We start from the raw sequence: 21,957 nt of genomic DNA on the forward strand, positions 1-21,957 counted from the left end.
CCCCGCCGGGGCGGGTCCCTACAACCAGCCGTACTCGGTGGCGATGCGGACGGCGTCCACCCGGTTGCGCGCCCCGGTCTTCACCAGGACGCGCGACAGGTGGTTGCGCACCGTGCCGGCGGACAGGCCCAGCTCGGCGGCGATCTCCTTCGAACGCGCGCCGCCCGCCGCGAGGCGCAGCACCTCGTGCTCCCGAGGCGTGAGGGGGCACTCGGCGGCCTCCAGGGCCGCGACCGCGAGCTCGGAGTCGACGACCCGGCGCCCGGCGATGATCCGCCGTATCCCGTCGGCGAGTTGCTCGGGGCCCACCTCGATGCTCAGGTAGCCGAGGGCCCCGGCCGCGAAGGCCCGCTTGAGGTGGCCGGGGTTCGGCTGGGCCGACAGCAGCATCACCCGGCATCTGGGCGCCTTCTCGACGAGCCGCGCGGCCAGGCTCGGACCGTCCGCGCCCGGCAGGTCCGCGTCGATGACGGCGGCGTCGGGCCGTACGTCGAGGGCGGCGGGCACGATGTCCTCACCGGACCCGACGTCCGCGACCACCGTCAGGTCGCTCTCTCCTTCGAGGGAGGCGACCAGGCCTCGCCGCACCAACGGAAGGTGTTCGGCTACCAGGATCCGGATCAAGACGCTCCCCTCTGGACGGTCTCTCAAAGGGTGATCGACCAATTGCGTACTGTCAACGGAGTGTCCAGGTTCGGCCATGTATGAGCAACGCGCCGGTTCGCCGGAGAAGGTCGCGCCCTTGTTCCGGTGGGCTACTCTCGGAGGGTGCGACGACTGCCACGGCATCTTCTCCGACTCGGGGGTACGCGCTGATGAGCTGGCTCATCGTGGCCGGATTCGTGATCGTCTTCGTCGGTCTGCTGGTCTCCATCGCGCTGCACGAGATCGGGCACCTGGTCCCGGCCAAGCTGTTCGGCGTCCGCGTGACGCAGTACATGGTCGGCTTCGGGCCGACGCTGTGGTCGCGCCGGCGCGGCGAGACCGAGTACGGCGTGAAGTGGATCCCGCTGGGCGGCTACATCCGCATGGTCGGCATGCTCCCGCCGCGTCCCTCCGACGACCCCGGCAAGCTGCGCAGCGTCTCGACGGGCCCCTGGCAGGGGCTCATCGAGAACGCCCGGGCGGTCGCCTCGGAGGAGATCCGGCCGGGCGACGAGAACCGCGTCTTCTTCCGCAAGCCCTGGTGGCAGAAGGTCATCATCATGACCGGCGGCCCCGCGATGAACTTCGTGCTGGCGTTCGTGCTGTTCGCGGTCGTGATGATGGGCTTCGGCGTGCGGACGATGAAGCCGGTCGTCTCCTCGGTGTCCAAGTGCGCGATCCCGGCGGCCGAGGCCGCGCACCGGGACTGCCGGCCCGGCGACCCGCTGACGCCCGCCGCGAAGGCGGGGCTGCGGCCGGGGGACCGGATCGTCGCCGTCGGCGGCACGCCGGTCGCCGGCTGGGAGGCGGCGACCCGGCTGATCCGGTCGCACGGCGCCGGGGCGACGACGCTCGGCATCGAGCGCGACGGCCGGAGCACGACGCTGGACGTCGACCTGATCGCGCAGGACATGCCCTCGCAGACCGACCCCGACAAGGTGGACAGGAACGTCGGCTTCCTCGGCGTCAGCCCGACGGTCGTCGTGGAGAAACAGGGCCCCGGCTACGTCCTCGGCCAGATGTGGGACCTGACCGAGCGGACCGCCGCCGCCATGGTCAACATCCCCAAGAAGATGGTGGGCGTGTGGAACGCCGCCTTCTCGGGGGAGAAGCGCGACCCGAACGGGCCGATCGGCATCGTCGGCGCCGGCCGCCTCGGCGGTGAGATCGCGGCGTCGGACATCCCCGTCGAGAGCAAGATCGAGGTGTTCATCAGCCTGCTGGCCGGGCTGAACCTCGCGGTCGGCATGTTCAACCTCATCCCCCTGCTGCCGCTGGACGGCGGTCACATCGCCGGCGGCCTATGGGAGGGCCTCAAGCGGGCCTTCGCGCGGGTGCGCCGCCGCCCCGTGCCGGGATACGTGGACGTGGCCAAGGCGCTCCCCGTGACGTACGTCATGGCGGCCCTGCTGCTCGTCATGGGCGGCCTTCTCATCTACGCCGACCTGGTGAACCCCGTCCGCATCTCGGGCTGAACGGGGCTGAACAGGCTGGGCCGGGCCGGGCGGACCCGGCCCGGCGCGCGGGTCCCTACTCGCCCGTCGCCCCGTCGATGCGCTCGCGCATCAGGTCCGCGTGGCCGTTGTGCCGCGCGTACTCCTCGATCATGTGGAGCATGATCCAGCGCAGTGAGTAGTGGTCGCCCTGGCGGGCCGTCTTCGTCATCGCGTCCAGATCCGCGCAGGCCGCCTCGGCCGCCCGCGCGTGCTCGATCTCCCCCTGCCAGGTGGAGAAGGCCTCCTCGGCGGACGCCGTGTCCACGTTGTCGAACTCGCCGTCCGGATCGTCGTCGCTCCAGTAGATGCCCCCGAGGTCCTCGCCGGCGAGCCGCCGCCGGAACCAGCTCCGCTCGACGTCGGCCATGTGCCGTACGAGGCCGAGCAGCGACATGGACGACGGCGGGGTGGAGCGCAGTCGCAGCTGCTCCTCGGTCAGCCCCTCGCACTTCAGGGCCAGCGTCTGGCGGTGATAGTCGAGGAAGGCGCGCAGCGTCTCGCGCTCGCCCGCAGCGGCCGGAGGATCGGTACGTGTGTCGGTCATCCCGCCATCCTTCCCCGGTCCCCGGCGGCCGGCCACTTCATTACCGCCCGCGGGGAGACTGGGCTTGAGTCTCCCGTAGGGGGAGACGCGAGAGTGCAGGCATGGACGGCGACACGTTCTTCACGATCGGAGCCCTGGCCCGGCGGACCGGCCTGACGGTCAAGGCCATCCGGTTCTACTCCGACACCGGAATCGTGCCGCCGGCAGACCGCAGCCCGGCCGGCTACCGGCTTTACGACATCGGCGCGCTCGCGCGTCTGGACCTGGTGCGCACCCTGCGTGATCTGGGGCTCGACCTCGCTGTCATCCGGCAGGTGCTGGAGCGGGAGGTCTCGGTGCCCGAGGTCGCGGCCGCGCACGCCGACGCGCTGGAGGTGCAGATCCGCACCCTCCGACTTCGGCGCGCCGTACTGCGCGCGGTAGCCAAGCGGGGCTCCACCCCCGAGGAGATGGACCTCATGCACAAACTCGCCAAGCTCTCCGACGACGAACGCCGGCGCCTGATCACCGGCTTCATCGACGACACCTTCGGCGGGCTCGACGCCAACGCCGAGTTCGTCGCCATGATGCGCTCGGCCATGCCCGAACTGCCGGACGACCCCGAACCCGAACAGGTCGACGCCTGGGTGGAACTCGCCGAGCTCACCCAGGATCCCGACTTCCGCGCCGCCGTCCGCCGCATGGCGGAGTACCAGGCGGCCCAGCGTGCGCAGGGCGACCGCACCGGGCTCCACCACGAGCTCACCGAAACCGTCCGCGAGAGCGTCGGCCGCGCGCTCGATGCCGGTATCGCTCCGGGTTCGGCCGAGGCCGCATCCGTCGTCGACGCCCTCACCGCGCGGTACGCGCAGACCTTCGGCCGAGCCGACGACGCCGGCTTGCGCCGCTGGCTGCTGACACGCCTGGAGATCGGCGGCGATCCCCGTGCGGAACGCTACTGGCACCTGCTGGCCGTCATCAACGGATGGCCTGCCCCGCCAAGCCTCGCACCGGTGTTCACGTGGTTCGCGGAAGCCCTGCGCACGCACACCGGGCAGCAGTCCCACGTGCGGTAGTCCCGCACCCGGCGGCCGCCATCGAAGCGCCGGCGCGGTTCGCTAGTACATCGAGATGTGGACGTGGTCGTAGTGGTTGGCGGTGACGCCGCCGCGGTCGGACATCGGGCGCCAGCCCGGATGACCGAGGTTGTAGATGCGTTGCCGCCAGATCACGTACATCACGCCGAGCTTCGGGCCGTTCTTGATGGCCCAGGCGGCCAGGCTGTCGCCGAGCGCCTGCATCTGCGCCGAGGGCATGGAGCCGCCCGAGCTCATCATGAAGTCGCAGGCGCGGCCGAGGGGGTGCTCGCCGCTGTTCTCGGCCCGGTAACAGCCGACCGGGAAGCCCAGATCGAAGTGGCTTTCCACCTCGGACCGCATCAGCCGCATCCGGGGCGTGATGTTGTCGGCTCCGGCCGGCAGTTCGGGCGCCCACGAGCCGCTCGCCCTCCGGCCCGGGGCGATCGGGACCAGGCGGTCGATCTTGTCCTGGATGTCGTCGATGAGCTTCTCGGCCTCCCGGCGCTGACCGGCGACCTCCGCGGCCTGCGACTTCAGCGACGAGGTGAGCGCCTTCGCCGCCTCGGCGGCCTTCTGCCGTTCGGCGCGGACCTCGTCCACGCGCGCGAGCCTCGCGGCCTGTTCCTCCTTGAGCTGGTAGGCCACCGCGGAGACGGTCAGGTTGGGCAGGACGCGCACGCTGTCGGTCTGGTACCGCAGCCGGACGAACTCCCGGACCTCGTCGAGGGTCGCCGTGTAGTCGGCCTCCGCCCTGCTCACGCGGGCGCGCGCCGCCGCCTCGTCGTCGCGTGCCTTGGCGAGCGCGACCCGCTTGGCGTTGTAGTCGGCGATGAGCCGGTCGACCTTCTTCTGCAGGCCGGCGAGCTGCTTCTTGAGCTGCTTCTCCGTCGGCTTGGGGGCGGCGGCGCCCCCGGCGGCCGTGCCGAGGACGAGGGCCGCGGCGGTGAGCACGCCTGCGGCCAGGGGGAACGCGCGGGGCAGAGCCCACTCCTCTCCATCTGCCGACCGGGTTAGCTGACGGGTGCGGGCTGGAGGAGCCCGGGCAGCGACGTGCCTTTACCCCAGAGGCGTGAACGGGTCCCCGGCTCCCGGGCGAGGCGCCCGGGATTAGGCGGCACCGGCTGTGACCGGTGGTGCCAGGGATACTAGTGGTAAAGAAAAGGTGACTGCCACCCCAAGTCGCAACCGTACGGAGATCAGTCCGTTACCACCTCGCGCAGCATGCGGGCGGCCTCCTCCGGGAGCACGTCGTTGACGAAGGCGCCCATCGCCGACTCCGATCCGGCGAGATACTTCAGCTTGTCCGCCGCCCGCCGGATCGTGAAGAGCTGGAGGTGGAGGTAGGCCAGATCCCGCCGGTAGGTGACCGGCGCCTGGTGCCAGGCCGCGACGTACGGCATGACGACGCCGAACAGCCCGTCGAGGCGGCGCAGCACGTCGATGTACAGCGGCGCGAAGGCGGCCCGCTCCTCCGGCGACAGCGCCGGGATGTCCGGCACCCGGCGGTGCGGGTAGAGGTGCACCTCGAACGGATACCGGGCGGCGGCCGGGACGAAGGCCGTCCAGTGCTCGTTGGCGGCGACCACGCGGGGCCCCCTCCGCTCGGCCGCGAGGACGTCCGCGAACAGGTTGCCGCCGCGGTGCCGGGCGGCGGTGTCCAGCATCTGCCGGGTACGCGGCGTGACGTACGGATAGGCGTAGATCTGCCCATGCGGGTGCGGCAGCGTGATGCCGATCTCGGCGCCGCGGTTCTCGAAGCAGAAGACCTGCTCCACGCCGGGCAGCGCGGACAGTTCGGCCGTGCGGTCGGCCCACGCCTCGACGACCAGCGCGGCCCGCTCGTCGCCGAGCGAGCTGAAGGAGGCGTCGTGGTCGGAGGTGAAGCAGACGACCTCGCAGCGCCCGATCCCCGGCCGCACCTCGCTCAGCCCGCCCACCTGCTCGTACGCGCCGGTGTTGAAGCTGAACGACGGGAAGCGGTTCTCGAACACCGCCACCTCGTACGGCGAGGGGATCTCCGAGCCGGGATGCCCGGGGCAGAGCGGGCACTCCTGGGCGGACGGCAGGTGGGTGCGGGTCTGTCGGTGCCGGGCGACGGCCACCCACTCGTCCATGAGCGGGTCGTGCCGCAACTCGGACGCGAGAGGGCGCGCGGGCAGATCCCGGGGGTCGGCGGCGGCGTGGTCGGCGTCGTCCCGGCGGTCGAAGTAGATCAGCTCCCGGCCGTCGGCCAGATGGGCGATGGTGCGCTTCACGGTGCGATCTCCAGCTTCACAGTGCTCTTTCGCGGCGTCACGGCGGCGTCGCAGCGGCGTCGTGCGGCGTTGTCGGGATTGCCGTCGGGAGGGTCTGTCACAGGGAGGCGGTCTCCAGGGGCGCCTCGCCGGACGGATCGGTGAGGAGAAGCTCGCCGGCCTGCTCCGACAGCACGGCGCGGGCCTCCTCGGGCAGGCCCACGTCGCTCACGACCACGTCGGCCTCGCCGAGCGCCGCGATCGTGCTGATGCCGATCGTCCCCCACTTGGTGTGGTCGGCCAGGACGACGAGCCGCTGGGCGGCCGCGATCAGGGCACGGTCGGTCTCCGCCTCCAGCAGGTTGGGGGTGGTGAAACCGGCCCGGACGCTCATGCCGTGCACGCCGAGCATGAGGGTGTCGACGTTCAGGGAGCGGACGGCCGCGACCGCGACCGGGCCGACCAGCGCGTCGGACGGCGTCCGCACGCCGCCCACGAGCACCACGGTCTGGTCGGGGCGTCCCGCCCGGTGGAAGACGTCGGCCACCTGGACGGAGTTGGTGATCACGGTCAGCTCGGGCACGTCCACCAGGTGGTGGGCCAGCGTCCAGGTCGTCGTGCCGGCCGAGAGCGCGACGGAGCTTCCCGGAGGCACGAGCGGGGCCGCGCGGCGGGCGACGGCCTCCTTCTCGGCCTGCTGCCGCATCGACTTGGCCGCGAAGCCCGGCTCCTCGGTGGAGCCGGTGCCGGTGGCGGTGGCCCCGCCGTGCACCTTGACGATAAGGCCGCGCTCCGCCAGGACCTCCAGGTCGCGGCGGATCGTCATGTCCGACACCCCGAGCTCACGCACGAGTTGCGCGACCCGCACCCCGCCGGACCTGCGCACCCTCTCCAGGATCGCCTGCTGCCGTTGCTGGGCCAGCATCCACCACTCCCGTCAACAGATTCCACCAAATCATGCCAGGCTTACGTTCAGGAGTGTTGAGTTGGGGTGCGGGTACTTGCCGCCGCCCGCCCGCGGGAGGACAGTGGGCGAAAGCCGTACTCCAGGGAAGGCGGCCGCGATGGGCAGACGCGCACGCAAGTCGAAGGCCCGCAGGAAGAAGAAGGCCAACCACGGCAAGCGCCCCACGGGCCGGTAACCCGGTTCCGGGGTCGTCCCGGCGTTCGCCTCAGGGGTTCCTGCCCCACGCGGCGAGCAGCCGGGTCTGCTGGTCGGCGCCGGCCGGGACGTCCCGCTCGTCCCCGATCACCCCTGCCTCGCGGTAGCCGTCCCACGCCTTGGCGAACCATTCGGCGCAGGACGCGACCAGGTCGGGGTCGAGCCGTTCCGGCCCGCCGACGGCGCGCGCGAGGTCCCAGGTGTGGATCAGCGCGTCCGCGAACAATTCGGTGATGTACTCCTCGCCCGGCACGTCGCCGAAGGACAGGTGAGCAACGCTCGTGAGGGCGCCCTCGGCGTACACCGCCTGGACGGCGCCCTGCGCGGACGCCTCGAACGCCTTCACCGGGTCGTCGCCGAGCACGTCGCCCTCGAACGCGTCGCCCACCTCGGCGGCCGTACGGCCCGACAGCAGTTCGGGAGCCCACAGGTTCTCGGCCACCAGGTGGTTCACCAGCCCCCGGACATCCCAGTCGACGCAGGGCGTCGGCAGGTCCCACTGTCCGGGGCGGACGAGATGGAGGCGGTCGCCGAAACCGTCCAGCGCCCTTCGGTACGCGTCCCGGATGTCGATCATGTCCCCTCCTCGCCGCTAGCCTCCCCGATTCGACCGTAACTCCTCCCGACGATCAGTCGCGCCCGCCCGCCCGCGAGGGCGACCGGTCACGGAAGATGCTGCTCGACCCAGACGATCTTGCCGTACGGGGTGGGCCGGGTCCCCCAGCGATAGGCGAAGCGCTTGATCAGCTGGAGGCCGCGGCCGGTGTCCTCGTCGGGGGTGGCCGTACGCGGGGCGGGGGTGGAGGCGGAGCCGTCGGCGACCTCGACCACCAGCGTGCGGCAGCGCAGCAGCCGCAGCTCGATCGGCGGCCAGCCGTGCTTGAGCGCGTTGGTGACCAGTTCGCTGACGATGAGCTGGGTGCTGTCCACCAGGCTGGTCAGCCCCCAGGCGGCGAGCGTGCCCCGGACGAACCGGCGGGCCTGGGAGACGAACCTGGGGTCGGCGGGCAGGGGAAAGGTCGCCACCTCGTCCGGGTCGAGCTCACGCACCCGGGCCACCAGCAGGGCGATGTCGTCGCGCTCGTGGCTCGCCCGCTGGCTGCTGATGATGTCGTCGCACATGTCGTCGAGATCCTCGACGGGCCCGGCGAGCAGGCGGCGCAACCCCATGATCCCCGCGTCCAGGTCCCGCTCGCGGCTCTCCACGAGGCCGTCGGTGTAGAAGGCGAGCACGCTCCCGGCCGGCAGGATCAGCTCGCGCATCTCCAGCGGGTCGCTGCCGATGCCGAGGGGAAGGCCCGACGGCAGCTCGATGATCTCGGTCGACCGGTCGGGATGCAGCAGGATCGGCGGCACGTGCCCGGCGCGGGCGAGCGCGCAGCCCCGCGTCACCGGGTCGTAGACGGCGTAGATGCACGTGGCGATCTGGGTCGGATCGAGGTCCTGGCTCATCAGGTTGAGCCGGAACAGCACCTCGTCGGGCGGCAGGTCGAGGCTCGCCAGCGTGCGCGCCGCGGTGCGGAGCTGGCCCATCGTCGCCGCGGCCCTGGTCCCGTGGCCCATGACGTCGCCCACCACCAGGGCCGTACGGCACCCGGGAAGGGTGATCACGTCGTACCAGTCCCCGCCGACGCCCATCAGGTCGCTCGCCGGAAGATAGCGCGAGGCGATGTCCATGCCGAGCGGCTGCGGCAGCTCGGCGGGCAGCAGGCTGCTCTGCAGGGTCAGCGCGGTCCGGCGCTCGGTGGTGTAGAGCCGCGCGTTGTCGACGCACACGGCGGTGCGGGCCGCGAGGTCCTCGGCCACCATGACGTCCTGCTCCTCGAACGGCGGCGCGCCCGCCCGCCTGGTGAAGACCACGCACCCGAGCACCCGTCCCCGGGCCCGCAGGGGCACGGTGAGGAACGAGCCGTCGGTCAGCAGGGCGGCGACCGCGTCCTCCCGGCCGAAGGTCGCGCCGATGAGCCGGGCGCTCTCCTTGTCCAGGGCCGGATACATCAGCGGCTTGCCGCTCGCCATGCACTGCGCCTGCGGCAGGATCGCCGGGTAGACCGCCACCTCGTCCACGGGGAAGGCGTTCACCCAGGCGTCCGCGTCCGCGCCGGCCACGCCCATGGCCATCCGGCGTACGAGGGTTGTCCCGTCCACCGGGCGGGACGACAGTTCGCCCTCGGAGATGAGGCGGTCCTGGAGCATCACGGCCGCCGTGTCGGCGAACCTCGGGACGGCCACGTCCACGAGTTCCCGGCTCGTCTCCTCGAGGTCGAGGGTGCTGCCGATCCGGCGGCTCGCCTCGTTCAGGAACGCCAGCCGTTCGTGGGCGGACGCGGCGCCGCTGGGCCGCCACTGCCCCCGGTCCGCCGGGGCGGGGCCCTTGATCACGCAGTTCCGGTTCAAAACGAATACTCCGGCGAGAGCGGATGGTGTCCCAGAATCGTATGGAGCTGATACCGCGCATTTCAGCCGTTTGGCATGAGTGCTTTGGCCGATACGACAGCGCGATGGCGCAGCCGTACCCCGCGGTCAATGGACGAAACGGATATCAGTGAGCACGCGTCACATCAGACAGCGCACCCTCTTCAGACAGGGGGCCATCATGAGACAGGGGGCAGGTGCGCGAGGGCCGTGTCGATCCGCTCCTGCGGGAGCGTGAAGTCCTCCAGCCGGCCGGCGAGGTGACGCTCGTACGCGGCCAGGTCGAAGTGGCCGTGCCCGCACAGGGACATCACGATGACCTTCTCCTCGCCCGACTCGGCGCACCTCAGTGCCTCCGCGATGGTCGCGGCCACCGCGTGGGCCGGTTCGGGGGCCGGCAGGACCCCCTCGGCCCGGGCGAAGCGGACGCCCGCGTCGAAGCAGTCGGTCTGCGTCACCGCCACGGCCTCCACCAGACCCAGTTCGTACGCGTGCGACAGCAGCGGCGACATGCCGTGGTAGCGCAGCCCGCCGGCGTGGATGGGGTCCGGCACGAACGTGTGGCCCAGGGTGTGCATCTTCATCAGCGGCGTGAACCCCGCCGTGTCGCCGAAGTCGTAGGCGTACGTGCCCCGGGTCAGGGACGGGCAGGCGGCGGGCTCCACGGCGCGCAGCACCGGGTCCATCCGCCCCGCGAGCTTCTCCCGCAGGAACGGGAAGGCCAGCCCGGCGAAGTTGGAGCCGCCGCCGGTGCAGCCGATGACCACGTCGGGAGTCTCGCCGAGGACGGCCAGTTGCTCCAGCGCCTCCTCGCCGATCACGGTCTGGTGCATCAGGACGTGGTTGAGCACCGAGCCCAGGGCGTACCGCGTGTCGTCGTGCAGGCCGGCGACCTCGACGGCCTCGCTGATCGCGATGCCCAGCGATCCCGTGCAGTCCGGGTCCTCCGCCAGGATCCTGGCCCCCGCGGTGGTCACCGCCGACGGGCTGGCGTGCAGCGTCGCGCCGTGGACGCGCATGAGCGTACGGCGGTAGGGCTTCTGGTCGTACGACGCCCGGACCATCCAGATCTCGCACGCCAGGCCGAACTGGCCGCAGGCGAACGCCAGGGCCGAGCCCCACTGGCCCGCGCCGGTCTCGGTGGTCAGTCTCCGCACGCCCTCCCGCGCGTTGTAGTAGGCCTGCGGGACCGCGGTGTTCGGCTTGTGCGACCCGGACGGGCTGCCGCCCTCGTACTTGTAGTAGATCCGGGCGGGCGTGCCGAGCCGCCGTTCCAGGCGGCGGGCGCGGATGAGGGGAGTGGGCCGCCACAGGCGGTACACGTCGAGCACCTCATCCGGAATGGGGACGAACCGCTCCCCGGAGACCTCCTGCCCGATCAGTTCCGCCGGGAAGAGCGGCGCGAGGTCGTCGGGGCCGACCGGCCGGAGTGTGGCCGGGTGGAGCACCGGGGGAGGAGGAGAGGGGAGATCGGGGACGAGGTTGTACCAGTTCCGGGGAATCCGGGACTCGTCGAGAAGGACCCTGGTCGGCTCGCCCATGTCTCCCAGTCTCCGCGTGGCGGGCCGGTCGGGGAAGGGCGCCCGCCGATATGGCCGGACCCGGTCAGACGGTGCCGCCCGAGCGCCAGTAGACGCCGTCCTCCCGGGTGAGGAACCCCTCGTCCACCAGGTGGCGGCGCAGCGCGGCGTGGTCGTCGTGGAACGCCCGCAGCGCCACGTCGACCTCCTTCTCCGGATACCGCGCGCCCACCTCGAAGACCTGGGAGACGTAGTCGAGCAGCATCAGCCGCTTGGCCCGCTTCGTCGGTATGGAGACGAGCCGCCCGTCGACCAGGAACGCGTCCAGCGGGCCCGCCGGCTCGGCGGGCACCGCGCGGAGCAGGTCGCGGAAGACCTCCGGCCGCGCCCGCCACCCGTCCCCGTCCCGTACGGCGAGACCGCCCCGCTCCAACCGGCCGAGCGCCCGGGCGACCTCGTCCGGGCCGAGCCCGGTCACCTGGCCGAGGGGTTCCCCGGGATGGAGGACGAGGCCGGAGAGAACCCGCAGCGTGTCCTCCTGGCCGAGCAGCCCGAGCACGCGGGGAATGCGCTTGTCGATCATCCGTCCACGGTATGGGACCGATGAGTACCTTCGGAAACATGGAGGGCGCCGTGCCCGCTCGACTGGATCACACGATCGTGCACAGCACCGATCGCTTCGCCTCTGCCCGCTTCCTCACCGGCCTGCTCGGCGAGCCGGGGCCCGGCTCGTTCGGGCCGTTCGCCACGGTCAGAGTCGCCAACGGCGTGACGATCGACTTCGCCGACTCGATCGTCGGCCGGGACCGGATCGTCCTCCAGCACCTGGCCTTCCTCGTCTCGGAGGACGAGTTCGACGAGATCTTCGCCCGGATCGGCGACCGGGGCCTGCCGTACTGGGGCGGCCCGCACCACCAGGAGCCCCAGCGGATCAACCACCGCCACCACGGCCGCGGGGTGTACGTGGACGACCCCGACGGCCACGCCATCGAGTTCCTCACCCACCCGTACGTCGAGGAGGAGTGAACGGGTCAGCCGTGCGCGGCGGCCTCGATGGCCTGCTTCATCTCCGCCGCGCCGCGTTCCATGCGGATCCGGATGTCGGCCGCACGCGTGTGCGGCAGGACATCGGTGATCCAGATCAGCCGGCCCGACCTGTCGCCCTCGGACCGGACCTCGAACGTGGCGTGGTGGAACTCCACCGGCGGCCGCGCGCCCTCGACCACGCAGTAGGCGAGGCGGCGGGCCTCGTCATCGATCCCGACGACCAGTTCGCGGACCACGTGCCCGTCGGGAAAGGTCAGGAACCGCTGGTCGCCCTCGATCCGGGTGCCGGTGACGCGGCCCGGCAGCAGGCGCTCGTGCACGGCGCCGACATCGCGCAGCACGTCCCAGATGTGCTCGGGGGAGGCGTCGATCACGATCTCATGACGAACGGAGGCCATGCGGCGGGGGTCCTTTCCGGCGACTCGTCCTGATCGAAGCAGCCACGACACCGGCCTCCGAAGCCGGAGAAGGCCGCTTCCGATGATCGGAGGCGGCCTTCGCGTCGGGTGGTGCTGGTCGGGGCGACAGGATTTGAACCTGCGACTTCTTGCTCCCAAAGCAAGCGCGCTACCAAGCTGCGCCACGCCCCGTCTCGCCGGTTGCGCGAGCGCTCCGAGACTCCGGTACGCTTACGCCCTGACGACCGGATGAAGTCTAGACCAGATGAACACCGGGCGCGCGCGGACGTAGCTCAATGGTAGAGCCCCAGTCTTCCAAACTGGCTACGCGGGTTCGATTCCCGTCGTCCGCTCTCACCACGAAAGGCCAGGTCACCCCTACGGGGAGCCTGGCCTTCGCGATCTCAGACAACTGTCTTCGATCTTCCGTGCCGCACACGTGCCATTTCACGCTTCGATCTTGGTTTCGGCCGCCGCCTTGAACGCCTGCCCGAGGGCTTTCGCGATGGCCTGGTCTCGGTCCTTCGTCGCGTGCAGGCAGATCAGCGCGGCCCGAGTGGACGAGTGGCCCATGCGTGCCATCAGCTCCTTGAGGCCGGCACCGCCCCATCTCAGGGTCGTGAAGGTCGCCAGGAGCACCAGTGCCCGACACCTCCTTGGGATCACGTCGAGGACTTGGTAAGCGGGATGACCTCGCGCTCGGGAGTGTCCGGAGTGCCGGCGGCCCAACTGCTCCGCGGTACTTCGGGTGCGTCGTATCAGCGCCGGTCGCTCCGCTTCCGTCTGGTGGCCTTCCGCCGTCATGGCTTACAGTCGCTCACCATGTTTGGCCCCCGAATTTTTTTGATACTGGGTTCACTCGCGCTTCTCATCGGCGGGTGCCAAGCCGCAGGCAGCGCCGGAAGATACGCCCCTGGACGGCCCATCGTTTTCGCCCTGGTCGGCATCGGCTTGATGCTTGGCGCGCTTGTCCTGGCCGTCATCGAACAGCGAGAAAAAAAGCAAGAGCCTCCGGCAGGGGCACTCCGACCCCAGGATGATCGCCAGGAGCAGGAGCCAGGTTCGTAGTGGCAGGGGAGGCGTGTGCGTCCGCGTACCGAGATCTCCCGAACTGGCTACGCGGGTAGCAGGGGCTTCAAAATCTGTTCTGTGGCGGCGCTGCCTGCCCGCTACCGCACCTCCTGCCATCTACTCTCTGCGATCATGTTGACACGCTCTATCCAGCGCGCAGCGGGTATGGCGAGCCAAGGCGTCGCCTGCATTGCCGAAATCGTCCAAAATGGCTACGCGGGTTCGATTCCGGTCGTTCGCTCTTTACACGAAAGGCCAGGTCGCCCCGTACGGGGAGCCTGGCCTTTCGTTGTCTCAGAAGAGTCTCCGCCGAAGCCGGGGCGGTCCACCGTGCTTCGCATTGGCCTTGCGTGATCATGTCCGGATGGACACTCGTTTCCTTGCCATCGCTGAGCTGGCAGAAGCCCCGTCCGCGGCGGTCGTGGTCGACGTCATGCGTGCCTTCACAGTGGCTGCCTGGGCCTTCGCCCGAGGAGCGGAGAAGATCGTTCTCGCTGAGTCCCTGGACGAAGCCCTGGCGCTCAAGGCCCGCCACTCGGACTGGGTGGCGCTCAAGGACGGCCCACCGGCGGCCGGGTTCGACGCCGTCAACTCGCCGGGCCTGCTGCGATCTGCCGACCTCGGCGGACGGACCGTCGTGCAGAAGACCACGGCAGGGACGGTCGGCGCCCTCTCGGTAAAGGAGGCGTCGCTCGTGCTGTGCGCCGGCTTCGTGGTGGCGGAGGCGACGGCTCGGCTCCTGCGCATACGCGGGTGCGGCAGCGTCACGTTCGTGGTCACCGGCGACGACGGGCGCGCCGACGAGGATCTGGCGTGCGCCGAATACATCGCCCAGAGGGCCACCGGGGCCGGGGCGGACGCAGCCGGGTTCCTCCGCCGCGCCGGAGAGTGACGCGCCGCCGCCGAGCTCACAGAGGGCGTACGGCAAGGAGCCCATCCTGACGACGTCGCACTCTGTCTTGAGCTCGACCGGTTTCCCTTCGCCATGGTGGCGGCCGTGGAGGACTCGCTCATGGTCCTTCGCGCGTACGCCATGCCTCCACTGGACGACGAGGCTTCGATCTGATCGCTGCTTTGGGGCGGCACTCCGAGCATGGCGTCACCAGGGGCGATCGAGGGCCATTGTGGCGAGGTGACGGGCGATGCCGGCGGTGTCGGTGTTCTGGACGTTGCTGAGCACGACCACCTCGATGTCGTCGTCGGGCAGGTACATGTTGCTCGCCGTGTAGCCCTGGAAGAGACCCGGATGGTACCGGAGCCGGTGCCCCTGGAGCCGGTCGACGAGCCAGCCGAAGGCGTACGCGCTCGACGGCAGGTTGAGGCAGCCGGTGGAGGGGCACGGCGCCTGTGGCGTGAACGCCTGCTTGACGGTGGCGGGTGGCGCGACCCGGTACGAGCCGAACGCCCGGTCCCAGCGGGCGAGGTCGTCGATGGTGGAGTAGATGCCGGTCGCGGCGAACAGTTCGGAGCCGTTGAGGAGCGGGGCCGGTGATCCGAGCGTGTAGTAACCCTTCGCGTACCCGTCGGGCGGATATCCCCGGCTGTAACCGGTGTGCCGGAGGTTCAGGGGGCCGGTGATCAGCTTGTGCAGCACGACGCCGTAGGGCTGGTGCGTCACCGCCTGGATGATCGCGCCGGCCAGGACGTAGCCGGAGTTGCTGTACTTCCAACTGGTGCCGGGCTCGAAGTCCAGCGGGAGGTCCACGATCTGCTGGATGAGTCGCCGGGTCGTGGTCGGTCGTGTGATGTTGGCAAGGTAGCTGGGCAGCTTCTCGATGTTGGGGATGCCCGTGGTGTGGTTGAGCGCCTCGCGGATCGTGATGGGCCGCCATGCCGTCGGGCAGGCCTTGATGTATGCCGGGACGAGATACGGGCAGACCCGGTCGTCCAGCCCGAGCAGCCCGCGGTCGCGCAGTTTCAGCACGAGCATCGAGGTGAACTGCTTGGTGATCGACATGACCCGGTAGACCGTGTCCGGCCGGTTGGGGATGTGCCTGGCCTCGTCGGCCTCACCGGCGGCGAAACGCGCGAGCACCTCGCCGCGCCGCACCACCAGCGCCGACCCGGTGAACTGCTTTCTCGCGGCCAGATCCCGCAGATATGCCAGCATCGCCGCGCTGGTGGCGTCATCACGCGGCGCGGGCGACGTGGACAGGGGGTCCGACTTCTGAATCGATTGGTCCGTGAGGTCGCCGACCGGTGCGCCCGAATTCTGGTCCGGCTGGTTCACGGCGTCCGACAGGCCGTACTGGTCGCTGTAGGAATTCGCGACCGCGTCCGAGTTCTGCCAGTTGTACGGCATGGCCCGCGAATCCGTCCCGCCCTTCTGCGCCGGTGTGACGGCCAGCGTGATGTCGCGGAGCAACTGCTGGCGCTGGCGCTGCCGCTCGTGCTCCCACTGACGCTGCCTGTTGTGCTGCCGGGCGTGATTGCGCTCGTGCGCTCTTCCATGGTCGCGTACGCCGGGGTGCGGGCCGGTCGCGACGGCGTCCGCGGCGATGGCGGGAGTGCCCAAAGGCGCGGCCCCGCCGGTCAGCGCGGAGAGGATCGCAAGGAACCCGACCATATCTGGACGCTTGAGCATTTTCTCCCCCAGGAAAGGTGCCAATGTCCCGGAATTCCTGACATGTCGCTGAATCGAGCGATTCTCGTCGGGAATGCCTGACGGGCCATTTCTCTGGGGGCTTGTTCTCTCTCCGGTGGCGTCACAAACGGCGGCCGGTGCGGTTTTCCCTGCGCATATGAATGTGTTTTGCGGGAGCTGTTTCGTCAGAGCCGCCCGGCGTCGCCGGGGTTTCGGGGCAGCCAGCGCAGCGCCGCGTCGAGGCAGTCCTCGGGGCTGTTGTTGAAGGCGATGGCGGCGTCGGGCAGATGCCGCCGCACCAGGTTGATCAGTTTCTCGAAGAACCCGAGCAGCGGTTCGTGCCTGCGGATGCCGCCCCCGATCACCACGACGGCGTAGTCGTCGCGGCGCAGCGCCTCCACGACCACCGCTTCGGTGTCGTCGTCCAGTGCCAGCAGGCACCAGTCGGCCTCGACGCCGCTGTCGGCGAAACGGGCCCGCCCGCGTGCGATCCCGGCCAGTATCGGTTCCGGATCCCAGTCCTCAAGCTTGGCCGGATCGAGACCGACCACCAGTACTCGTGCCGCTGCCACGCGTCCTCCTCGCGGAACGTCGCCACGCCGCCTGACAGTGAAGGCGCCTGACGGCCTCTGCCCGGGAGCGCTGGTCGGGGGGAAGATCTGAACCTGCGACTTCCTGCTCGAAGCGGGCGCGCCACCAGGTCGCGCCGTCCCTCACACCGGGTGCACGGGTGATCCGGAGACCCCTGTACGCTCACGCCCCGTCGATCGAATGAAGCCTAGACCGGTAACACGCCGGGCGCACCGGGACGCGGTGCGAGACGGGCCGCCGGCGGGCCCGGCGATCGAGGTCAGCGCTCGAGTCCTCGGGGGTTCAACAGCTCGGTGACCCGGAGGAACCCGTCCGTGCCGTGACCACGGCCGATGACCCGGCGGGCGAGACCTTCGGCCGCGCGCATCACCCCCGCGTCGATGCCGTGCGACTCGGACACGTGGACGACATGGGCCATGGACGACACCGCCGAGGTGATCGGATTGACCTCGCCGGGGAACCTGCCGTGGTCCACGTCCACCGCGCCCTGTTCGAATATCGGCGGCAGGACGGCGCCGATTCCCTTCGCGAACGGCGCCAGCTCTCGCCCGGTGACTCCCTCCGCCCTCGCCACGGCGAGCGCGTGCGCGTACCCCGCCATCGCGGTCCAGAAGATGTCGAGCAGGGCGATGTCGTACGCCGCGGCCCTGCCGATGTCCTCGCCGAGGTGGGCATGGGTGCCACCCAGCTCGTCCAGCACCGGCTTGTGCTCCCGGTAGAGCTCCTCCGGGCCGCTGTGGAGGAACACCGCGGCGGGGGTTCCGATGGTCGGGGCCGGTGTCATCACGGCGCCGTCCAGATACCCGATGCCGCGCCTGGCCGCCCAGGCTCCGGTGTTCCGGGCACGGGCAGGGGTGTCGGCGGTCAGGTTCACGATCGTGCGTCCCTTGAGCGCGCGGGCGACCGCGTCACCCCGCATGATCGCGTCTACCGCGTCGTAGTTCACCACGCAGATCACGGTGACGCCGCTCGCCGCGACCGCCTCCTCGGGTGACCGGGCGCCGGACGCGCCCCGCTCGACCAGCTCGCGGTTCTTGCCGGGGGTCCGGTTCCAGACCGTCGTGGGCAGCCCGGCGTCCAGGAAGGCGCCGGCCAGCGCCCGGCCCATGGGCCCCAGGCCCAGCACGGTGACGGCAGACTGTCGGGTGTGCGAGATCAATGATTCAACTCCTGCTGAGACCAAGACGAACCTGGTGATAGGGGTGGAAGATGACGCGCAGCCGTGCCCGGGACGCGAACGTGTGCGGGGTGACCGCCGCGATCGCCGTGATCGACGGCAAGTGGAAGACGATCCTGCTCTGGCTCCTGGAGTCTCGTCCGCACCGGCCCGGCGAGCTGCGCAGGCGACTGCCGGGGCTCACGGAGAAGGTGCTGACCCAGACGCTGCGGGAGATGGAGGCCGACGGCCTCGTCCATCGCGAGGTGCACGATGTACGGCCGCTGAAGACGGTGTACTCACTGACCGCGTTCGGCCGTGAGCTCTCGGAGGCGCTGGCGCCTCTTTCCGACTGGGGTCACCGCCGCCTGGAGAAACTGAGCGAGTCCCAGGCGAACTCGTAGCCTGCGCCGACCTCCTCCTCCTGCTTGTGCCCGGCGGTCCCCCGGCTGTCACGAGCAAGTTTCAGGCTGCCCCGGCCCGGCTGCCAAGTACCCACAAAAAGGTGGCTACAGCGGTGATACGAGTCGTGCCCTGCCCCCGCAGGGTGTCCGCACGATCCGCTGTCTCGGGCATCCCACGGCGAATCGGTGACCGGAAGTCCGGGCGGGAGGTCAGTCGCCGGCCCGGAAGAGGGCCCAGACGGCCTTGCCGCCGTCGTCGAGGGCGTCCCAGCCCCAGGCCTGGCTGTAGGTCTCCACGATGTAGAGGCCGCGGCCGTGCTCGGAGACGAAGTCGGGCTGCACGGGAGCGGGAGCCTCGTCACTCGGGTCGGAGACGGCGAGCAGGACGTGGGGCGCGAGGCGGAGGAGCGTCAGCGTTATCGGGTGGCCGGTCGTCCGCCGCGCCGGATACAGCGCGTAACGAACAGCGTTCGTGACCAGTTCGCTCACGACCAGCGCCGCGTCGTCACCCAGCTCCGGCAGCCCCCACCGCTGCAGGGTCGTCCTCGTGACGTCGCGCGCGGTCTTGACCGAATCGGCTTGCGGGGCAAGGGGGCACATCGCCGTATCGGACGCGCACACCGCCCTCCGGAACCAGCCGAATCCCACGTCGCGGGTCAGCTGGCCGACGGATTTGGGCTCGTCCGACATGGTTGCCCGTACCTCCCGCTGGCCTGGATCGAGGGCTGGTGCATATTTGGCCCAATATGCACCTAGACATGATGGAACACCCCGTCCCACTGCTGCAAGACCCAAATGCACGTGCAGTCGTCACGTGCAAACGCACACGCCAAACGTTCCCACCCTCAGAGACACGTAGATCAGACCTTGTCATCGAGGCCCGAAGTGGTGACACTGTGTGGGCTGGGGGTGTCGTGCGGGTCGTCCCTTGGCGGCACACAGAGCCGAGGTGAGAGGGAGGCGCCGTGATACAGATCCAGGCTGGATCGGGTCCGACGGCACTGCGCATCCTGCTCGGCTCCCAGCTCCGCAAGCTCCGCGAGAGCAAGGGAATCAGCCGTGACCAGGCCGGCCGCTGCATCCGCGCGTCCGAGTCGAAGATCAGCCGGATGGAGCTGGGCCGGGTCGGCTTCAAGGAACGCGACGTCACCGACCTTCTCGTCCTGTACGGCGTGGAGGACGACGAGACACGCGACGTCGTCATGAACCTGGTCGACCAGGCCAACGAGCCCGGCTGGTGGCACCGCTTCAACGACCTGCTGCCGACCTGGTTCCAGGCGTACGTGGGCCTGGAGGAGGCGGCCGAGCGCATCCGCACCTACGAGGTGCAGTTCGTCCCCGGTCTGCTGCAGACCAAGGAGTACGCGCGTGCCGTGATCACGGCGGGCGCGGTCGGGGCGGCGCCGGAGGAGATCGCCCGGCGGGTGGACCTGCGGCTGCAGCGTCAGCGCATCCTCGACGGCGGCAACGCGCCGACGTTCTGGGCGGTGATCGACGAGGCCGCGCTGCGCCGCCCGATCGGCGGCACCGAGGTCATGCGGGGCCAGGTCCAGCACCTCATCGACCTGATGAACCAGCCCAACATCACGATCCAGGTGATTCCGTTCAGCTTCGGCGGACACGCCGCGGAGGGCGGCGCTTTCAGCATCCTGCGGTTCTCCGATCAGGACCTGCCCGACATCGTGTACGTCGAGCAGCTTGCGAGCGCTCTCTACCTGGACAAACGGGAAGAAGTGGACCGTTATACCGGGGTCATGGAGCGCCTCTGCGCGGTCAGCACGACCCCCGCCGAGACGGTGGACCTGCTGCGGCAGATCATGACCGAGCTCTGATCAGTCGCTCCAGCCCCTCATCTGCTCTAGACTGCCCTTGGCGTTGGACACCCGCCACAGTCGAGCATGCCCGGACAGGTCGCGTGCAGGCGGAGAGGGAGGTCCCTGCGCCCCTCACGTGGGCGCGGCGCGCGTTACTGTGCCGCGGTTGCCGTGCACGACGTGCCCGCGATCACCAGCTGCTGGACCAAGGAGATCACCCCGTGAAGACCGCTGTCGAGGAGCTCAGCCCTACTCGGGTCAAGCTCACCGTCGAGGTGCCGTTCAAGGAGCTCGAGCCGAGCCTGCAGGCCGCCTACAAGAAGGTCGCGCAGCAGGTGCGCGTGCCCGGCTTCCGTCCTGGCAAGGTGCCGGCCCGGATCATCGAGCAGCGCTTCGGCCGCGCGGTGGTTCTCGAGGAGACCCTGAACGACGCACTGCCCAAGCTGTACGGCCAGGCCGTCGATGAGACCGAGGTCTTCCCGGTGAGCCAGCCGGAGATCGAGGTCACCAAGATCGAGGATGGTGAGCAGGTCGAGTTCACCGCCGAGGTGGACGTCCGTCCCGCCTTCGACATCCCCGGCTACGAGGGCGCCGAGATCGTGGTCGACCCGGCCGTGGTGAGCGACGAGGACGTCGACGCCCAGCTGGACGGCCTGCGCCAGCGCTTCGCCACCCTGACCGGGGTGGACCGCCCGGCCCAGAACGGCGACTACGTCGTGATGGACCTGCGTGCCGAGATCGACGGCCGCAACCTGGACGAGCAGCAGGCCGCCGACGTGTCGTACGAGGTCGGCGCCGGCTCGGTCCTCCAGGGCCTGGACGACGCGCTGCAGGGCATGGCGGCCGGCGAGGACAAGACCTTCCGCACCACCCTGGTCGGCGGTGAGAACGCCGGCGAGGAGGCCGACGTGATCATCACGGTCAAGTCGGTGAAGGAGAAGGTGCTGCCCGAGCTGGACGACGAGTTCGCGCAGCTCGCCAGCGAGTTCGACACGCTCGACGAGCTGAAGGACAGCATCCGCGAGCAGGCCCGCCGCAACAAGCTCGTCGACCAGGTCGTGCAGAGCCGCGAGAAGGCCCTTGAGGCGCTGCTCGACCGGATCGAGATCCCGCTGCCGGAGAGCGCGCTCACCGCCGAGATCGACGCGCGCAAGCACAATCTGGAGCACCAGATCTCCGAGAGCGGTCTGAGCCGCGAGGCGTACCTCCGTCTCCAGCAGACCACCGAGGAGGAGCTGTTCGCCGAGTACGAGGCGAACGCCGCCAAGGCCCTCAAGTCCGGCTTCGTGCTCGACAAGATCGTCAAGGCTGAGGACATCGGCGTCAGCGAGCAGGAGCTCACCGACTTCGTGGTCCGCCGCGCCATGCAGATGGGCGTCGCGCCGAACACGCTGGCCCAGCACCTCGCCGACAACAACCAGCTTCCGCTGGCGATGATGGAGATCGTGCGGGAGAAGGCCAAGACCCTCATCGGCGACGCGGCCAAGGTGACCGACACCGACGGCAACGAGGTGGACCTCAAGGCCATCTACGCCGAGCTCAACCCCGAGCAGGAGGCCGTGGGCGTGGAGGAGGCGCAGGAGGGCGACGAGCCCGCCGACGCTCCGGCCGCCGACGAGGCCAAGGAGAGCTGAGCTCCTCCGGCCGCACCGGCCGGGACGTTCCTCCGGCCGCACCGGCCGGGATGACGCTGGAACCCTCGTCGTGCCCGCGGGCGTGGCGAGGGTTTCCGGCTATATTCGCGGCAAATCCCTTTAAATATTTCCACGTCGGCGTGCCGTCGAGCGGCCGTACGGCTGGAAGCCCCGGCGGACCGGT

Annotated in this window: 23 protein-coding genes, 2 tRNA genes and 1 riboswitch; of the genes, 9 read left to right on the forward strand and 16 right to left on the reverse strand. The window is 70.1% G+C overall.

The window, feature by feature from the left end:
- Positions 1-18: 18 nt before the first annotated feature.
- On the reverse strand, positions 19-666 hold the full coding sequence (locus tag Mam01_RS07585) for a LuxR C-terminal-related transcriptional regulator (RefSeq protein WP_307819890.1): 648 nt from the start codon (positions 664-666) through the stop codon (positions 19-21).
- Positions 667-815: 149 nt separating this feature from the next.
- On the opposite strand from Mam01_RS07585, the gene Mam01_RS07590 reads away from it, so the two are divergent.
- Positions 816-2,120, forward strand: coding sequence for a M50 family metallopeptidase (locus Mam01_RS07590; RefSeq protein WP_204284662.1), 1,305 nt, complete (start codon positions 816-818; stop codon positions 2,118-2,120).
- A gap of 55 nt (positions 2,121-2,175) precedes the next feature.
- Here the strand turns inward: Mam01_RS07590 and Mam01_RS07595 are convergent, their stop codons facing one another.
- Complete coding sequence (locus Mam01_RS07595) at positions 2,176-2,685, reverse strand: DinB family protein (protein ID WP_204284663.1); 510 nt, start codon at positions 2,683-2,685, stop codon at positions 2,176-2,178.
- 101 nt (positions 2,686-2,786) lie between these two features.
- Between Mam01_RS07595 and Mam01_RS07600 the strand changes: the two genes are divergently transcribed.
- A complete protein-coding gene (locus tag Mam01_RS07600; RefSeq protein WP_204284664.1) occupies positions 2,787-3,740 on the forward strand; it encodes a MerR family transcriptional regulator in 954 nt (317 codons plus the stop codon).
- 42 nt (positions 3,741-3,782) lie between these two features.
- Here the strand turns inward: Mam01_RS07600 and Mam01_RS07605 are convergent, their stop codons facing one another.
- The 3 genes from Mam01_RS07605 to Mam01_RS07615 all read right to left on the reverse strand — a co-directional run bounded on the left by Mam01_RS07605 (position 3,783) and on the right by Mam01_RS07615 (position 6,902).
- Positions 3,783-4,694, reverse strand: a complete 912-nt coding sequence (locus Mam01_RS07605; RefSeq protein WP_239101115.1) for a VldE C-terminal domain-containing protein — start codon at positions 4,692-4,694, stop codon at positions 3,783-3,785.
- Between the two features lie 34 nt (positions 4,695-4,728).
- A riboswitch (cyclic di-AMP (ydaO/yuaA leader) is annotated at positions 4,729-4,867 on the reverse strand.
- A gap of 72 nt (positions 4,868-4,939) precedes the next feature.
- The gene (galT, locus tag Mam01_RS07610; protein ID WP_204284665.1) at positions 4,940-5,998 is read right to left on the reverse strand and encodes a galactose-1-phosphate uridylyltransferase; all 1,059 of its coding nucleotides are present in this window, start codon (positions 5,996-5,998) and stop codon (positions 4,940-4,942) included.
- Between the two features lie 97 nt (positions 5,999-6,095).
- On the reverse strand, positions 6,096-6,902 hold the full coding sequence (locus Mam01_RS07615) for a DeoR/GlpR family DNA-binding transcription regulator (protein WP_204284666.1): 807 nt from the start codon (positions 6,900-6,902) through the stop codon (positions 6,096-6,098).
- A gap of 139 nt (positions 6,903-7,041) precedes the next feature.
- On the opposite strand from Mam01_RS07615, the gene Mam01_RS37900 reads away from it, so the two are divergent.
- Positions 7,042-7,119 (forward strand): 50S ribosomal protein bL37, encoded by a 78-nt coding sequence (locus tag Mam01_RS37900; protein WP_396697758.1) that lies wholly within the window; start codon positions 7,042-7,044, stop codon positions 7,117-7,119.
- A gap of 30 nt (positions 7,120-7,149) precedes the next feature.
- Here the strand turns inward: Mam01_RS37900 and Mam01_RS07620 are convergent, their stop codons facing one another.
- The 4 genes from Mam01_RS07620 to Mam01_RS07635 form a co-directional block, all read right to left on the reverse strand.
- On the reverse strand, positions 7,150-7,716 hold the full coding sequence (locus tag Mam01_RS07620; protein ID WP_150935106.1) for a TIGR03086 family metal-binding protein: 567 nt from the start codon (positions 7,714-7,716) through the stop codon (positions 7,150-7,152).
- Between the two features lie 86 nt (positions 7,717-7,802).
- Complete coding sequence (locus Mam01_RS07625; protein ID WP_204284667.1) at positions 7,803-9,521, reverse strand: ATP-binding SpoIIE family protein phosphatase; 1,719 nt, start codon at positions 9,519-9,521, stop codon at positions 7,803-7,805.
- Positions 9,522-9,733: 212 nt separating this feature from the next.
- Positions 9,734-11,095: a TrpB-like pyridoxal phosphate-dependent enzyme gene (locus tag Mam01_RS07630; protein ID WP_204284668.1), complete on the reverse strand. Its 1,362-nt coding sequence runs from the start codon at positions 11,093-11,095 to the stop codon at positions 9,734-9,736.
- A 64-nt stretch (positions 11,096-11,159) separates the two neighbouring features.
- Complete coding sequence (locus Mam01_RS07635) at positions 11,160-11,657, reverse strand: DUF2087 domain-containing protein (protein WP_204284669.1); 498 nt, start codon at positions 11,655-11,657, stop codon at positions 11,160-11,162.
- A 50-nt stretch (positions 11,658-11,707) separates the two neighbouring features.
- Here Mam01_RS07635 and Mam01_RS07640 point away from each other — a divergent pair, with 50 nt between their 5' ends.
- The gene (locus Mam01_RS07640) at positions 11,708-12,100 is read left to right on the forward strand and encodes a VOC family protein (RefSeq protein ID WP_150935103.1); all 393 of its coding nucleotides are present in this window, start codon (positions 11,708-11,710) and stop codon (positions 12,098-12,100) included.
- Between the two features lie 5 nt (positions 12,101-12,105).
- Here the strand turns inward: Mam01_RS07640 and Mam01_RS07645 are convergent, their stop codons facing one another.
- Together Mam01_RS07645 and Mam01_RS07650 are read right to left on the reverse strand one after the other, a co-directional pair.
- A complete protein-coding gene (locus Mam01_RS07645) occupies positions 12,106-12,519 on the reverse strand; it encodes an SRPBCC family protein (RefSeq protein ID WP_204284670.1) in 414 nt (137 codons plus the stop codon).
- A gap of 115 nt (positions 12,520-12,634) precedes the next feature.
- A tRNA-Pro gene (locus tag Mam01_RS07650) sits at positions 12,635-12,711 on the reverse strand.
- 90 nt (positions 12,712-12,801) lie between these two features.
- Between Mam01_RS07650 and Mam01_RS07655 the strand changes: the two genes are divergently transcribed.
- Positions 12,802-12,872 (forward strand) — tRNA-Gly (locus Mam01_RS07655).
- 94 nt (positions 12,873-12,966) lie between these two features.
- Here the strand turns inward: Mam01_RS07655 and Mam01_RS07660 are convergent.
- Positions 12,967-13,158, reverse strand: a complete 192-nt coding sequence (locus Mam01_RS07660; protein WP_204284671.1) for a hypothetical protein — start codon at positions 13,156-13,158, stop codon at positions 12,967-12,969.
- Positions 13,159-13,954: 796 nt separating this feature from the next.
- Here Mam01_RS07660 and Mam01_RS07665 point away from each other — a divergent pair.
- A complete protein-coding gene (locus Mam01_RS07665) occupies positions 13,955-14,482 on the forward strand; it encodes a 2-phosphosulfolactate phosphatase (protein ID WP_204284672.1) in 528 nt (175 codons plus the stop codon).
- Positions 14,483-14,689: 207 nt separating this feature from the next.
- Here the strand turns inward: Mam01_RS07665 and Mam01_RS07670 are convergent, their stop codons facing one another.
- The 3 genes from Mam01_RS07670 to Mam01_RS07680 all read right to left on the reverse strand — a co-directional run bounded on the left by Mam01_RS07670 (position 14,690) and on the right by Mam01_RS07680 (position 17,924).
- Complete coding sequence (locus Mam01_RS07670; RefSeq protein ID WP_204284673.1) at positions 14,690-16,156, reverse strand: serine hydrolase domain-containing protein; 1,467 nt, start codon at positions 16,154-16,156, stop codon at positions 14,690-14,692.
- Positions 16,157-16,359: 203 nt separating this feature from the next.
- Complete coding sequence (locus Mam01_RS07675) at positions 16,360-16,746, reverse strand: hypothetical protein (protein ID WP_204284674.1); 387 nt, start codon at positions 16,744-16,746, stop codon at positions 16,360-16,362.
- A gap of 278 nt (positions 16,747-17,024) precedes the next feature.
- Entirely contained in the window at positions 17,025-17,924 is a 900-nt protein-coding gene (locus Mam01_RS07680) for an NAD(P)-dependent oxidoreductase (RefSeq protein WP_204284675.1), read from the reverse strand.
- Positions 17,925-17,974: 50 nt separating this feature from the next.
- On the opposite strand from Mam01_RS07680, the gene Mam01_RS07685 reads away from it, so the two are divergent.
- A complete protein-coding gene (locus Mam01_RS07685; protein WP_204284676.1) occupies positions 17,975-18,325 on the forward strand; it encodes a winged helix-turn-helix transcriptional regulator in 351 nt (116 codons plus the stop codon).
- Positions 18,326-18,535: 210 nt separating this feature from the next.
- Here Mam01_RS07685 and Mam01_RS07690 read toward each other — a convergent pair whose 3' ends face one another.
- The gene (locus Mam01_RS07690) at positions 18,536-19,015 is read right to left on the reverse strand and encodes an ATP-binding protein (protein WP_150935096.1); all 480 of its coding nucleotides are present in this window, start codon (positions 19,013-19,015) and stop codon (positions 18,536-18,538) included.
- A 275-nt stretch (positions 19,016-19,290) separates the two neighbouring features.
- Here Mam01_RS07690 and Mam01_RS07695 point away from each other — a divergent pair, with 275 nt between their 5' ends.
- Positions 19,291-20,157: a Sco1979 family transcriptional regulator gene (locus tag Mam01_RS07695; RefSeq protein WP_150935095.1), complete on the forward strand. Its 867-nt coding sequence runs from the start codon at positions 19,291-19,293 to the stop codon at positions 20,155-20,157.
- 203 nt (positions 20,158-20,360) lie between these two features.
- The gene (tig, locus tag Mam01_RS07700) at positions 20,361-21,773 is read left to right on the forward strand and encodes a trigger factor (RefSeq protein ID WP_204284677.1); all 1,413 of its coding nucleotides are present in this window, start codon (positions 20,361-20,363) and stop codon (positions 21,771-21,773) included.
- Positions 21,774-21,957: the final 184 nt, after the last annotated feature.

The organism is Microbispora amethystogenes, assembly GCF_016863015.1.
Lineage (GTDB): Bacteria > Actinomycetota > Actinomycetes > Streptosporangiales > Streptosporangiaceae > Microbispora > Microbispora amethystogenes.